This window comes from Kamptonema formosum PCC 6407 (assembly GCF_000332155.1).
GTDB lineage: Bacteria > Cyanobacteriota > Cyanobacteriia > Cyanobacteriales > Microcoleaceae > Kamptonema > Kamptonema formosum.
Map to the genome: position 1 here is coordinate 15,464 of NZ_KB235908.1, position 14,313 is coordinate 29,776.

The window sequence follows — 14,313 nt, forward strand, 5'->3', positions numbered from 1 at the left end:
GAGATACTTGCTGTGTTTGCTTTCTTTAAAACACCGGGTTATCTGGTAAGGTTGTCCCTCGTAGCGAGCGAGCGCTGTGGCTTTCTGCTCAGCATTTGTCCACTACCGACCAATACCTGACATTTAGAGTTCATATTTGAAATTAATACTTGACATTGTCAGATAGGCGAGCTAACTTTACCATAGTAAGCAAACTCCGAGGTTGAGAGGTCAGACTATGCCTGACGGAGACAAAGTTCACAGTAGGCTTTCGGGGCTATACCAATTGCCCTACAAGATGATCTGTGAAAGAAAGGGTGATAACAACGAATGTGCTTGGTATTTGAGAAAAGCGGTTTTGCAGGACATCCAGACAAACTATGGTGTTGCTGTTAAACACGCCAAGCGCATGGGAGAGATATTGGGACAGGCTATGCAAAATGCTGGTAAGAATAGCTGTGTCAATTCGGCTGCTTTAAGCATGGAGATTGATCGGCAGGTACGACAGTCCGAAGTTAAACATTATGTGAAAGAACTACTCCGTCGCGCTGGTAAGAGAATCCTCCATGAGCTTCGCTACAACCAGAGCATGAATACTAGCAATTTGCCGGAAGCTGTTGTGGAGCAGTTCTTCCAGGAAGCTTACAAGGCGAATTTTGAGGAACGCATTCCACTGAATCCTAATCACCATGCTGGTGTTGATAACGTGACCGTTACGGAGTGTGTTAAGGCACTACGTTCAGATATCTTTCCCGAGATCCGCAAATGGGCGAAGAAGGCTACGACGGATGAAGATGTGAAAAACCTGCGACGGTCTTCACGCAAGAAGGTGAAAGAAATAGACCTTAATGAGGATCTGCTATGAACTACGAACCTTCAATTGAACAGAACTTTCACGACAGCGATCGCAGAGTTTACACTTTGCACTTTGAACCTGTGGTGAATAGTAATGGGTCTGTACACTTTATAGATCACTCTCAGGGCAAAGAGCTAAGTGTTGGCATTAACGTGGATGATGAAGAGTTCCAATACCGAGTCAAAGCAGATTTCCCATCTGTTATTGCTGACCTCATTGACCTTGCTGTCGCAATCCATGCAGCAGACCGGCTTGCGGGTCAGGATCTGCATCGGGAGCAACGTTGCCTTTATGTGATACTTCCAGTACGTCATCCAGAATTACTGAGCGCCGAACCGTTCCGAATAAAACTAGAAGAACTACTAGAATGGACAACAGGGAGCGAATGGGTTTTTGACTTCCAAAAACGAATAGTGCCGGGACGTTCGGTTGAGCAGCACTCAGCTATTCCAACAGTACCCAGAGGATGTGAAGTGGCACTGTGGAGTGGTGGCCTTGATGCCCTTGCAGGTCTGTACACTCGTCTTCAGATGTATCCAGAAAAGTCGTTCGTGCTGTTTGGTACTGGGAGCAGCAATACTGTCTATGCCCGCCAGGAACGAGTAGCGAAAAAGGTTCAGTCTATCTTCCCTGGTCGTTGTCATCTTTTCCGCGTCCCGATCCGCTTCCACGATAGTGATGTGCAGCAGAAAAATAAGTGTTCGCGTGCGCGAGGTGTTGTATTCACTCTGCTTGGTGCTGCGTGTGCGTACCTCATGGAACAGCGAATTCTCTGCGTGTACGAGAACGGAATTGGGGCGATAAACCTTCCTTACCGTGCATCTGCTGTGGGGCTAGATCACTCCCGCTCTGTTCATCCACTGACTTTGCTTATGGTAGGCGATGTTGTATCAGAGCTTTTAGGAGAAGAATTCTGCGTACAAAACCCTTTTCTCTTCTGGACTAAAGCTCAAATGTGTAAAGCATTGGCTAAAGACAGGAGACACGACTTGCCGTCCCTAACTATGTCATGCGACAGCCCACATCGCCAGCGACCTGTTCAGTGTGGTTACTGCTCCTCTTGTCTTCTGAGGCGACAAGCGCTTGCCGCGGCTGACATCAAAGACAAAACTCGCTACGTAGTGTTGCACGGAAAACGTTCAGTAAAAGAGCCGAGCTTGTATTTTCTCAATATGCTTGAGCAAGTCCGTACCTTCCGCCGCCTGCCCAGGTTCTCAGATGAACCTGGTCTTCAGTGGGAAGCTATGACGCGAGAGTTTTCAGTATTGGACGACATCGTTGATCGAAGCGCTGTGGCAGAAAACCTATTGCCTGCCGATATGCGGAGCCGCCTGATTCAGCTTTACCATACCTACGTTTCGGAATGGGAGGCTGTGGAATCCAAAATTGCGGCTGGACTCTTGAATAAATGCAGCGACCAGCAGATATCAGGCAGCTTGGTTGCCGCTCAACAGGGTTGAGGGAAAACGCTATGGCTACCAATATCCTTGACAACATTGACCTGCGGAAGTTGGGGGAATTCCTCGAACAGGCACGTAAAAAGTGCGGCATGACTCAAGCTGATGCAGCTAAAGTTATTGATGCTGCACGCACAACTATGGTTGCTATCGAGAAAGGAGATCGCCGTCTTAAAGCAACCGAATTGATTAAGCTCGCCCATGCCTATGGACGCTCGGTCAGCGACTTTGTTCGACCGCGCCCCGTGGTGCAACCTTTTGACGTGCAGTTCCGGGCTGCCTATCAACGCAGTGAGGAGGAAGAGGCACAAATTAAACCAGTCATTCTGCGATTGGAAGAGTTGTGCCAACATTACTTAGAACTTGAGGAAATAATGGAAGCACCACTCCCACAGATTTATCCTCAAGAGTATGAGGTGACTGGTATGCCGATCGAGGTGGCGGCGGAGAGTATTGCGATCGCAGAACGTCAGCGCCTTGGGCTTGGAGATGGTCCCATTCCTCTACTGCGAGACATTTTAGAACAGGGCGTGGGACTCCGCATCTTCTATCTGAAAATGCCATCTAAATATTCGGGACTATACAGCTACAATGACCAACTTGGTGGGTGTATAGCAATTAATTCTGAACATTTTGAAGAGCGACGGCGTTGGTCGTTAGCTCATGAATATCTTCACTTTCTTACCCATCGACGCAAACCGACAATTGACTATGAAGAGCAGTACCGAAGGAAACCAGAGAGCGAACGACTAGGTGACACCTTTCCCGGCTATTTTCTGATGCCAACAAGTGGCTTGCTTAAGCGGTTCAACGATATGTACCAGACGCATGGTAAGTTCACTCCTACTAATTTATTTACTTTGGCGCATTACTACGGTGTATCCATACAAGCACTCGTCAATCGGTTAGAAACAATGAAGCTTCTACCATCTGGAACGTGGGAACAGTTGCGCGACCGTGGGTTGAAAGTGAGAAAAGTACAGCAGGAACTTGGCTTAGAAGAAATTCCGCAACGCACTGATATGGTTCCAATTCACTACCAACACCTTGCAATTGAGGCACTAGATCAGGGTCTCATTACTGAAGGGCGCTTTGCGGATTTCCTCAGCGTTAACCGCTTGGAGGCCCGCCGCATTGCAAATGTGTTGCGGGAGCATTCAAGCGGAATGACAGAGGAAGCTGCTCATTTCGACTTGCGCCAACCGCAGGAATAAAGGGAAGTGAGGTCAAATTATGCACATTGCTCACTCCCATGTTATTCTCGATGCCTGCTGTATTCTCAACTTTTGCACTTCGGGTCAATTGCTAGCAATCTTGAAGTCTATTCCTGCTCAAGTTGCAGTCACCCAAGTTGTGCAAAAAGACGAGTTAAAGACACTCCAACGCCTTGAAAATGAAGAAAACGAGGGTGCAATTCAATTCGAGGCTGCCATTGCACAAGGTCTACTTATAGTTGTAGACTTTGATTCAGAAGAGGAGGCAGAATCGTTTGTGAACTACGCCACTGTTCTAGATGATGGTGAGTCCGCAACCGATGCGATCGCTGTTCACCGAGGATGGGCGATCGCAACCGACGATAAGAAAGCAATCTCGTTTATTAAACGCGAGGCCTCGCACCTTCAAATTTTATCAACATCAGAGATAATCAAGCATTGGTCAGAGGAAGTAGGTGTTGATTCGTCAGCACTACGTGAAGCGCTAAAAGCAATTCGGGTCAAGGGGCGGTATTTACCGCCTAAAAACCATCCTCTGCGAAGTTGGTGGGAAGCTGCTTCAACCGATGTCGATAGACGAGACGTACCATAGTTTCTTACAAACTTCAGGGGGCGACAACGAGAAAGTAACTCTCGCCAGTTCGATAAGGGTATCTTTAGTTAAATTTTTGAACCCTGTTCCTGAAAATTTATATTTCCAGCGATTCAGCGCCCTAAACCACTAGCACTATCTGGTTCCGCTCGCTCCCAATCCCTACCCCTCGCCTCTATCCGATCTAGCTCCTCTGCCACCACTGCCCAAAAATCAATATCTTCAGAGGAAATACCCTGAGCTAAAACCAAAGTTTCTCCGCGAACTTTGATTAACTCCCCTCGGACAGAAACAGTCAGAGAAGACACCGAAACCCCCTCCGACTCTCTCACTATCAAATCGTACAAATCTCCTACCCGAACGCGAGTGTACTCATCAGTCTCTTGCACGCGATCGCGTGCATAATTGATTAAATACTCAAAAGCTCTTTGAGCCGTTGGTAGAATAGACTCAGCCATTTTTACCTGCTGAATATCCATTGTGGCTGCTGGCTGTACTGAATCAGCATTCAAATCGCCCCCTGGCGGGTTCAGAATTATCGGCTTTAAGTTACCCAAAACCTCTGAGTTTTCTTTAACAGTTGCACCCAAAACCTCTGCATCGCCATAAGATAAAGCGCTTTGCACTTCACCCTCTACTGTAATCCGCAGCACAATGTGGCTGTCTCGATCTGAAATCACCCTAATTGCTTCACCCGACTCTAAAAATGCTGTCCAATCTTCTATAACCTTGCATTTCCGCAGCTTCAACTGTTGATAGCCATCTAATAAAGCCCTAGATAGCAAATTCTCTAGCTCTAAGCGCTCTTCTTCTTCTAGCTTTACTACCTCTTCTGTAAACTGTTCTCGGACTCCCTCTTCACTTTCATTCTGGTCTTTCAAAAGAGCCAAATTGCTTAAAGCAAGAGGTACGATTAGTTCGCTAGAATCAGAGCGATCGCTCTTTAAATCTTGCGCCTGTATTTCAGTATCTAAAGTCCCCGCTTCTGTCGATCGCGAATCAGCTTCATCCCCCTCTCCTTCACCAACCAATGTCCCAACTTGATTGTCACCATCCACTTGTGACAGCCAAACCAGCAAATTTTGTTTTGGTTGCCCATCTTGCCTCTTTAAGGAGGATAAGCCTTTAAGTTCAAGAACTCGGCGTTCCCAATCTTTGCTTAATTCGATGAAATTGGCGGCATTAGTTTTTACCAGACTGATTTGAGCATAGGCATATTTCTCACCTGCCAAAGACAGGGCAAAATCAATAGCAGCGAGGCAGCCGTGATAGAAATCTTGAGTCTCGCCGATGCAGACACAATCTTTTATAGCCGGTTCGCAATCGATTTCTCTTCCAATTTGTCTGAGTTGAGAAATGGATTTAACAGGCAACCTAGAAATGGATAGCTTACAGTCGCCTGCTGCTGAACTCGAACTTAGAGATTGTTGGGGTGAGTCATCTTCATTGATAAAAGTTGCTATTTTAGCTTCTAAAAGGCTAAGTGTTTGTACCCCGCCTTCTTCATCTATTAACTTAACTGCCCCATCCAATCCCGCCAGCAATCCCTGATAAAAATCTTGGGTTTCTCCAGCTATTGCTCGGTCAGTTGCTATCTTCTCAAAAAAAGCTAACCCTATTTGTTTCAGCCTCAAAATATACTCAGGAGAAAATCTCTGCATCGTCCCTAAAAACATAAGCCTGCCGCCACTTAAAAGTACGTCTATCTTTTAGCAATCAACCTATCATGCACTCTTGTCATTCTCAGTACACCCTCAGTTGTAAATAACTTTAGTTCTCAAGGCACAGAACATTAAAGCCGTACTTGTTGTATCAAAAAGTAGTCGAACAAACGCCTATTGCTATAGCTAGCTGGAATTAGAACAAACAACCACCAATCGGACGATAGTTTTTGCATCTGAATCGCGTTTGAATAGTCCGCCAGAGTAATTTTGCCAATGACTTTTGAGGTGGGAAATTAGGAAGGACGGCGGATTGAGTTTACCGCCTTTAGCTTTTAGCTTAAATCAGTAACTTTTACTGTTAATCGGAGAACGCCGTTCCCATGCAATTTAACCATCAACAGAGTTCTCGACAGCCTATACCCGCAGATCCCCTGCGGCATAGCAGGAGGCACATACTAGCGTCCATCCTATTGCTACTAGATAGCGATCGCGCCCTTGCCGATTGGTCTCTTCCCCAACTACCTCACGTATCAGGATTTACCTACAAAGGAAATCGCTTTCTCGTAGCTACGATTAAAGAGGTTGAGCAGATAGTTTGGGGATGGATCGAGAATAATTTATGGGCAGTAAGCAATACTGACGAAGATATTAACTTGCTGCTTCAGCACTTGCAAATTTCCCCATCTCTAATTGAAGCACTCAATGGACAAGCTACTCTCAATTATCTTCGGACTGTTCATCCTAGAAAATTCTCCAAGCTTTTATCTCCTGCCATAGCCAATCCCACGCAATTCGTACAAGCTTTATTTGAGAACCGTAGCCGACCGGGATTGGTTAAACGCGCCATTTGTGAGTCTGCCCAGTTCTCGCCTCTAGCTTGGACAGAAGTGGAACGGGCTGGATATCTCATTTACTGCATTGTTAATCAACCAGAGGTTCTTCCTGGCTCCATCAAACTAACAATCAAGTATCCTTATCCCTACAATCCCATCAAAAAGCGAGCTTAGGATTCTTTACAGAACTGGCAGAAAATTAGGCTCTTAAGTGGATAATTCTCGCCCTCCTGAAGGATTCGACGGTGAGTTGAGCCAAACTGCGCTCACCGTCGAAGTCTTAGCCGAATGGGGTGGGTTTGCGGCGCGGTTAAATTCTATGACTCTTGCCAATTGCTAAACCTGGGGAAAAATAAAAAAATCCCTAATGCGCCTTAAAAAATATCACCTTGATATGAGAGTATAACTATAAGTTTTTCTACAAGACGGTCAGAGGATAGGGTTTATGCAAAAAGTGCAGATATCCCCAGACTTCAACAAGAGTGCAAATATGCTTACAGTTTTAACCGCCACATCCTCTTGCACGCAGGATGGAACTATGGCGGCACGCTACAGGAGCACAAGTTATGACAAAGATCATCTCGCTATTCAACCAAGCCGGCGGTGTGGGGAAAACCACAATCACGCTCAATCTTGGCTACCAATTATCTAAGCGCGGTCGCAAAGTTCTGCTCATCGATATCGATCCTCAAGGTTCCCTGACGCTCTTCATGGGCGTTGACTCTCAGAACTTGGATAAAACTGTGTTTGATGCCATTGTCAATGAAGAGCCTCTGCCCATCCACACGGGTATTCACGGCATGGATTTGGCTCCTACAAACATCAACCTTAGCGCCGCTGAAATTCAATTGGTTAACATGGATTTTCGGGAAATTCGCCTCAAAGATGCGATCGCCCCCATTCAAGACAACTACGAATTTATCCTCATAGATTGCCCTCCCAGTTTAGGCTTGCTCAGCTACATCAGCCTGATCGCCGCTACTCACGTCTTAGTCCCCGTTGAGACTCACTACAAAGCCTTTGAGGGCACCAACCTGTTGTTACAAACAGTAGCCAGAATCAAGAAGAAGGGGAACCGTTCTTTACAGGTAGCTGGTTTTGTTCCCTCGCGCTACGCGGCTGCCAACTCTCAGGACAAGCGGACTCTCAAAGCCATAAACGAGCAGTTTTCGACCGTCGCCCCCGTTTACACTCCCATTCCCCGCATAACTGCGTTCGCGGATGCTTCGGAGAAACAAGTCCCGCTTGCTGTTTACGAACCTAAAAATCCCGTTGTCAAAATATTAGACCAATTAGCAGCCAAGATGGAGAAACTCAATGTCAAGTAAGAATGACCAACCCTATAAAGGTAAGGCAAATTTGAGCGTTTTATTTGGAGATGATGAAGTGGTAGAACCAACAGAGAGACTTCTATCGATTGAATCGATCCAGATTGCCTCCTCTCAACCCCGGCGATACTTTGACTCCCAAGCAATGCAGGCTTTGGTTGAGTCAGTAAAAACTGACGGAATTCTCCAACCTTTATTAGTTCGTCCCTTGGGAGAGGAAAAATACGAGCTAGTCGCAGGCGAAAGGCGGTATCGGGCAGCTAGAGAACTAGGATTAACAGAAGTCCCTGTTATCGTTCGGGATTTGACAGAACAACAAGCTTTGCGCGTCGCCTTAGTTGAGAACCTCCAGCGGGAAGACCTCAACCCAGTTGAAGAAACAGAGGGGATTTTGCAACTGCTCTCCCATCACCTTGAATACGATCGAGAAGAGGTGATACACCTGCTCTACCGGATGCAAAATGACGTGCAGAGGATGAATGATAACGTTATCATTCATCCTGAAATGCAAATAGTTACCAAGGTTTTTAGCGAATTGGGGCGGATGTCATGGGAGTCTTTCGTCAGCAACAGACTAGGATTGCTGAAGCTGCCAGCAGACATTCAAGAAGCCCTGCGCCGGGGTCAGATCGAGTACACTAAGGCGCGAGCGATCGCCAAAGTTAAAGATGAGCCAGCCAGAACGTTGCTTCTGGAATCTGCGATCGCGGAAGGTCTATCTTTAACTCAAATTAAAGAACGCATCGCAGATTTAAAGACAGATACTTCGGTAGAAAAACCCGAAGAAAATCTGAAAACCCAAATTAAGGGAGCTTTAACAAAAGCGAACAAGTCAAAAGTTTGGAACGATCCAAAGAAGCAGAAACGCCTCCAAAAAATTCTCACAGAGCTAGAATCCCTCTTAGCAGATTAGGAAAAATTTAGCGCTGCCGCATTCCAGCTAGTCGCTACAACCCGAGTTGAGAGAAAAAGTTCAGCCCAAAAAAGTGATAATTCTATTCAAAGGCAGAAGCGCTTGACACTTATTCTGAATTAAAGCTCCGCATTCTAGCTTCTGCCTTAAATCAGAAATTAGCTTGGCAGCAGTGAAGGAAAAATCAGCTTTTAGGTAGAGCTAGCTCAAGCTTAGTAGTTGATAGATTAACACTTAGAACTGAACCCGAAAAATACCGACTCCAACCAAGTCTTGCGAAGGTTGATAAATATGGTACAAACTAACACTCTCTCAAACCGCAGCCAACTTTCACTGCCAGCAAACTATCAAACCCTGTCCGGCTATTTTTTGACCAATTTTCAAAAGTCGCTCAACGCTTTTGCCCGTGCCTGGAACAAGTATCAGCCAAATGATTCGCTCTCAAACGACAGAAAACAAGACTTATATTGGCTGGAATCAATACTGCAAGAGTACAAGACTTCCATCCACAATACTTCAACCAGCAGTCAAGCGTTTTGGAAAGGTTACACCGATGGAAAAGAAAGCAGGAGAACAATTTCTGACTTCGACTCGCCAAGCGTCGCACAAACCTTACTCAAAGTAATCGCGAATCCTAAAGCCACTCAAATCTACGAGTTGGGGATTCAAGTAGGATGGCGGTACGTTCGCCTCAAAGACTACTTGCTACGAATCAGAAAGCAGCGAAAATTGGAAGAATCGAAGCAGGTTCAAGATTATCGACAATTTTTAAGTTTTATCCGTCAAAAGGCTGATTTAGAAGATATGGACTCATTCGTAAGTTTTGGATGGAGGGGTGAAAGGAAGTCAGGACAATGAGAGATAAACCCAGTAGAATCCTGGCCGTTGACGATGCAGCAGACAACTTATTTATTATGCAGGCAATCCTCTCAGAAGAAGGCTACTGCGTCACCACAAGATCCAGCGGACTTGAGGCTTTAGCTCAAGTTAAGGAGTCACCGCCAGATTTACTCCTGTTGGATGTAATGATGCCAGAAGTAGATGGTTACGAAGTGACTTACAGAATTCGCTCAAATCCTCAACTTCCCTTTATCCCCATCCTGTTAATTGCGGCTGACAACTCAACGACTATCGCAGATGGGCTAGACTTGGGTGCTGATGATTTCGTTTGCAAGCCTATTCAAGTAAATGAGTTACTGGCTCGCGTCCGCAGCCTCCTCCGACTCAAACACAGCATAGATGCGATGCTGGAAATGACAAAGGCACGAGAGGATTTTGTGGCTCGTCTTACCCACGACTTGCGGATTCCCCTTGTCGGCGCTGATAGAATGCTGACCCTACTCCAACGAGGGAAATTCGGCGAACTACCTCAAAAAGCGATAGAGGCGATCGCTACCATCGGTAACAGTAACCAAAATTTGCTTTTGTTAGTCAATACTTTACTGGAAGTTCACCGATTTGAATCTGGTTGCAAGAGCCTCGCGATCGCCCCCTTTGACCTGAAAAAACTGGTCAAAGAGGTCGTCAAGGAACTGGAGGCTGTGGCTATCGACAAAGGACTTGTTCTAACTTTCGACGAGCCTGACTCCCAACCGCTGCGGATTGAGGGCGATCGCCTGGAACTCCGCCGAGTCATCACCAACTTAGTCGGAAATGCCATTAAATTCACCGATTTTGGTTGTGTGAAAATCGTTGTCCGTTCAGATGTTAAGTCGGTAAGCATTAGTGTAGAAGACACCGGCCCCGGCATCAGAGCCTCAGAACAAGCCACGCTGTTTGAACGATTCCGCACCGGAAACCATGCTAGAGCAGGTTGCGGCTTGGGGCTGCATTTGTCCCACCGGATTGTAGAAGCCCATTCTGGCAGCATTGACGTGACATCAACGGTGGGTCAAGGCAGCACATTTACTGTACAGCTCCCCATCTCGCTCTAAAAGTCTTGTTTGGATACAAAAGAGCACATAGGTTCTACCTTGGACACACTCGTGTCGCTGAAGTACAATTGTCCTTTTTTTAAACAAACCAACCATGAATAAAATTAGTGTTGCCTTAATTGAAGACCATCACCTGACAAGGGCGGGAATCAAAGCAGCTTTAGAAGACTGCGAAGAACTTCAATTTATCGGAGAAGCAGCTAACGGCCTGCAAGGGATAACTTTACTGGAGAAAACCCGGCCTGATGTAGCGATCGTTGATATCGGACTGCCAGGGTTGATAGATGGGATTGAACTGACAAAAAGGTTCAAAGAATACATACAAACTGCCCAAACTCAAAGCGTCGATAACCAACCGAAAGTATTGATTTTGACGATGCAGGATAATGAGGAATCAGTGCTGGCAGCTTTTGCAGCGGGAGCCGACTCTTACTGCATGAAAGATGTCAGTTTTGAAAAGTTAGTGGAAGCTGTTGTTGAGACAAATGCTGGTGAAAACTGGATCGATTCTTCAATTGCCAGAATCGTTTTGGCTCGCATGAATAACCCTTTTAAGGAAGCTGTTAACTCAGCAACCATTTCCACTGTGTCAATCAATGGAGTCGAGCCAGAATACAGTCATTTGTTAATGGCGAACCCTTTAACAGAACGCGAAAAAGAGGTTATAGAGTTGATTGTTGAAGGTTGTAGCAATGAGGAAATTTGCAAGCAGCTATACATTTCCCTCGGTACTGTGAAAACTCATGTGCGTAACATCCTTAATAAGCTGTCTTGCGACGATCGCACTCAAGCGGCTGTCAGAGCTCTTCGCGCTGGTTTAGTTGACTAAATCCGCTTCAAGAGCAACCGCTTGGTGGATAATACAACAGAGACGTTCCAGCAATCTAAGCTATTTAAGCCAGGGTCGCGATTAGAGGAGATGCAGTGCCAGTTAATGCCGACAAACCACACTTGTGGAAACCCGATATTGCCCTGTCGGTAGACTTCTATAACAATTGGTTCATGCAGTTTGCTCCAAAAGCCTACCGCGACACTCGCATTGCTACAACTCAACAAGTTGAATCCGCCTTAGCTGAGACAGCCAATCTGACCAACATCACGTCTGCCCTGCTGCAACAGCATCCAGAGGTTTTGCCCATTTTACGCATGGCGGCAGCGCCGCCAATTGCGCGAGATCGCCTGATCGGTTTAGCAGGAGTGTCGCCCAACCTAGTCAAAAATATGGAAGAGAAACAGCGAATTCCGCCCCGGGCAGACATTGCAACTCTGGATGCTGAACTCACAAAAATTAGTCAAATTATTGCACGACTGCTCGACAAAGATATTTTTCCTTGGCTAGAAAGCCGACAGCAGCCAACTGATAGTGAAGTTCAAAGAGCAGCAACAATTGTAGCCGATCGCCTTTGCGGTGCTATTTCTGACCCGATCGTTCGCAACGCTCAAGAACGAAGGCAGCTTACTATGATCAGACAATGGCTGGAACAGCGTGGTTATTCCTATGTTAGAGGAGGAGCCGGATTAAGTTTTGAGACAATGCAACCGGGGACTTTCTCGTTTCGGCTCAATATCCCGGTACTTTTACAGTCCGGCACCAAACAAATTAATATCCCTATTGATGTTGCGCTCGTGCCAATTGATTCTAGCCCTGGTGAATTCCCGTTACTGATTGAAGCGAAATCTGCCGGTGACTATACCAATCCCAATAAGCGACGCAAGGAAGAAGCTATTAAAATGACTCAATTGAGGAGCAATTACGGCAATAACGTGCGTTTTATTTTGTTTCTTTGCGGTTACTTTGACAGTGGCTATTTGGGTTACGAAGCGGCCGAAGGAATTGACTGGGTTTGGGAACATCGGATTGATGATTTAGCGCTATTTGAAATATGAATGTAACTGCAACAATTGAATTGACACGAATGTTGCGGCAATCGCAACTGGATGGAGCTAGAACTCAAGCTCAGCGAAATAAGCTAGGTCAGTTTGCTACACCTCCAACACTGGCAGCAGATATTCTCAAATATGCTTCAATGCTGTTGCCGTCAGACATTAAAATTCGTTTTCTCGACCCAGCTTTTGGCACAGGTTCTTTTTATTCGGCATTATTGCAGCAATTTGGGCGATCGCAAATTGTTAAAGCAGTTGGCTATGAAATTGACCCCCATTACGGAAACGAAGCGATTAAGCTTTGGAGTGACACTTCGCTACATCTGAATATCGCTGACTTTACCCAAGCGACACCCCCTAACTCTGATGAAGCAAAAGCTAACTTAGTAATTTGCAATCCCCCCTATGTCCGGCACCATCATTTGAACCGAGTTGAAAAGCTGCGGCTGCAACAGCTAGCACAGCAAACAGCGGGAGTTAAACTCAGTCAGTTGGCTAGTCTTTACTGCCATTTTTTGTGCATTGCGGATGCGAGTATGGCTGTTGATGGATTAGCGGGGTGGCTGATTCCCAGTGGATTTATGGATGTGAATTACGGACGGCAAATTAAGGATTACTTGCTAAATCGCGTTACCCTACTACGAATTCACTGTTTCGATGCTGCTGACGCGCAGTTTGAAGATGCACTCTGTACGTCAGCAGTGGTTTGGTTTAAGAAAGCTTTGCCACCTGCTAACCATGCTGTTGAGTTTACCTATGGAGGGAGTTTGACAGCATCTAAAATGTCGCTGATCGTGTCGGTGGAGTCGCTACGCAGTGCAGCTAAGTGGACTAAGTTTGGACTGATGTCTGGTAGCGTGAATTCTCAAGAACAGCCGTTGAAACTTAAGGACTTATTTACTATTAAACGGGGGCTGGCGACGGGAGCGAACGATTTTTTTGTGTTAACACTAGAGCAAGTTTCTGCTTACAAATTGCCCTTTGAATTTCTCAAGCCAGTTTTGCCCAGTCCCCGGTTGTTATCAGTTGATGAGATTGAGGGCGATCGCTTGGGAAATCCGATTCTAGATCGTCGGTTATTCTTACTATCGTGCGATTTGCCCCCTGATGAGGTGAAAGCTAAGTATCCGTCGCTGTGGGAATATTTGGAGATGGGAGTAGAGCAGGAAATTTGCGATCGCTACCTGTGCAAGCATCGCTCACCCTGGTATTCTCAGGAAAAGCGTCCTCCTTCGCCGTTCCTCTGTACTTATATGGGCCGTCAGGATACTGGTAGAGGTAGACCTTTTCGATTTATTCTGAATCATTCAATGGCGACGGCTACCAATGTATATTTGATGTTGTATCCTAAACCTGCTCTTGCCAAAGTGCTTTTAGATCGACCAGAATTGCTTAAAGAGGTGTGGCAGGCGCTCGATCAAATTTCTGATGAGGCACTGATGGGTGAGGGGCGCGTGTATGGGGGTGGATTGCATAAGCTGGAACCGAGGGAATTGGGTAATAGTTTAGCTGCGAAGGTTGTTGAAGTTTTATCAAAGCAGTTGGTTGATTGACTGGAGTTGCGCTCAAAAACTAGAAGTGCGTTCGCGTAGTGTGCCGGAGGCATATCGCAGGCGTGCAAACACCTTCCCTGGTAGTTGCAGCTTTTTTGGGTATGAT

Annotated in this window: 14 protein-coding genes; 13 read left to right on the forward strand and 1 reads right to left on the reverse strand. The window is 46.1% G+C overall.

The genetic code is table 11. The features are described 5' to 3' along the window. Positions 1-217: 217 nt before the first annotated feature. From OSCIL6407_RS0129495 to OSCIL6407_RS0129510, 4 genes are read left to right on the forward strand one after another with little or no spacing between them, the layout of a single operon-like run. Positions 218-844 (forward strand): hypothetical protein, encoded by a 627-nt coding sequence (locus OSCIL6407_RS0129495; RefSeq protein WP_019488084.1) that lies wholly within the window; start codon positions 218-220, stop codon positions 842-844. Continuing rightward, complete coding sequence (locus OSCIL6407_RS0129500) at positions 841-2,295, forward strand: 7-cyano-7-deazaguanine synthase (RefSeq protein WP_007352775.1); 1,455 nt, start codon at positions 841-843, stop codon at positions 2,293-2,295. The genes OSCIL6407_RS0129495 and OSCIL6407_RS0129500 overlap by 4 nt, the downstream gene beginning before the upstream one ends. 11 nt (positions 2,296-2,306) lie before the next feature. Beyond that, a complete protein-coding gene (locus OSCIL6407_RS0129505; protein ID WP_007352776.1) occupies positions 2,307-3,506 on the forward strand; it encodes an XRE family transcriptional regulator in 1,200 nt (399 codons plus the stop codon). 19 nt (positions 3,507-3,525) lie between these two features. Beyond that, complete coding sequence (locus OSCIL6407_RS0129510; protein WP_007352777.1) at positions 3,526-4,098, forward strand: hypothetical protein; 573 nt, start codon at positions 3,526-3,528, stop codon at positions 4,096-4,098. A gap of 113 nt (positions 4,099-4,211) precedes the next feature. On the opposite strand, the gene OSCIL6407_RS0129515 is transcribed toward OSCIL6407_RS0129510, so the two are convergent. Further along, positions 4,212-5,759, reverse strand: a complete 1,548-nt coding sequence (locus OSCIL6407_RS0129515) for a hypothetical protein (RefSeq protein ID WP_234708670.1) — start codon at positions 5,757-5,759, stop codon at positions 4,212-4,214. Between the two features lie 383 nt (positions 5,760-6,142). Between OSCIL6407_RS0129515 and OSCIL6407_RS0129520 the strand changes: the two genes are divergently transcribed. The 9 genes from OSCIL6407_RS0129520 (at position 6,143) to OSCIL6407_RS0129555 (ending at position 14,207) form a co-directional block, all read left to right on the forward strand. After that, a complete protein-coding gene (locus OSCIL6407_RS0129520; protein ID WP_007352779.1) occupies positions 6,143-6,769 on the forward strand; it encodes a hypothetical protein in 627 nt (208 codons plus the stop codon). Between the two features lie 37 nt (positions 6,770-6,806). Beyond that, complete coding sequence (locus tag OSCIL6407_RS38030; RefSeq protein ID WP_007352780.1) at positions 6,807-6,935, forward strand: hypothetical protein; 129 nt, start codon at positions 6,807-6,809, stop codon at positions 6,933-6,935. 226 nt (positions 6,936-7,161) lie between these two features. Then, positions 7,162-7,923 (forward strand): ParA family protein, encoded by a 762-nt coding sequence (locus OSCIL6407_RS0129525; protein ID WP_019488086.1) that lies wholly within the window; start codon positions 7,162-7,164, stop codon positions 7,921-7,923. Further along, entirely contained in the window at positions 7,913-8,836 is a 924-nt protein-coding gene (locus OSCIL6407_RS0129530) for a ParB/RepB/Spo0J family partition protein (protein WP_007352782.1), read from the forward strand. Before OSCIL6407_RS0129525 ends, OSCIL6407_RS0129530 begins: the two co-directional genes overlap by 11 nt. Positions 8,837-9,127: 291 nt before the next feature. After that, positions 9,128-9,694, forward strand: coding sequence for a hypothetical protein (locus tag OSCIL6407_RS0129535; protein ID WP_019488087.1), 567 nt, complete (start codon positions 9,128-9,130; stop codon positions 9,692-9,694). Beyond that, positions 9,691-10,770: a hybrid sensor histidine kinase/response regulator gene (locus tag OSCIL6407_RS0129540; protein WP_019488088.1), complete on the forward strand. Its 1,080-nt coding sequence runs from the start codon at positions 9,691-9,693 to the stop codon at positions 10,768-10,770. Before OSCIL6407_RS0129535 ends, OSCIL6407_RS0129540 begins: the two co-directional genes overlap by 4 nt. 94 nt (positions 10,771-10,864) lie before the next feature. After that, positions 10,865-11,599: a response regulator gene (locus OSCIL6407_RS0129545; protein ID WP_007352784.1), complete on the forward strand. Its 735-nt coding sequence runs from the start codon at positions 10,865-10,867 to the stop codon at positions 11,597-11,599. A 95-nt stretch (positions 11,600-11,694) separates the two neighbouring features. Further along, positions 11,695-12,657 (forward strand): XamI family restriction endonuclease, encoded by a 963-nt coding sequence (locus tag OSCIL6407_RS0129550; protein ID WP_007352785.1) that lies wholly within the window; start codon positions 11,695-11,697, stop codon positions 12,655-12,657. Then, the gene (locus OSCIL6407_RS0129555; protein WP_007352786.1) at positions 12,654-14,207 is read left to right on the forward strand and encodes an Eco57I restriction-modification methylase domain-containing protein; all 1,554 of its coding nucleotides are present in this window, start codon (positions 12,654-12,656) and stop codon (positions 14,205-14,207) included. The genes OSCIL6407_RS0129550 and OSCIL6407_RS0129555 overlap by 4 nt, the downstream gene beginning before the upstream one ends. Positions 14,208-14,313: the final 106 nt, after the last annotated feature.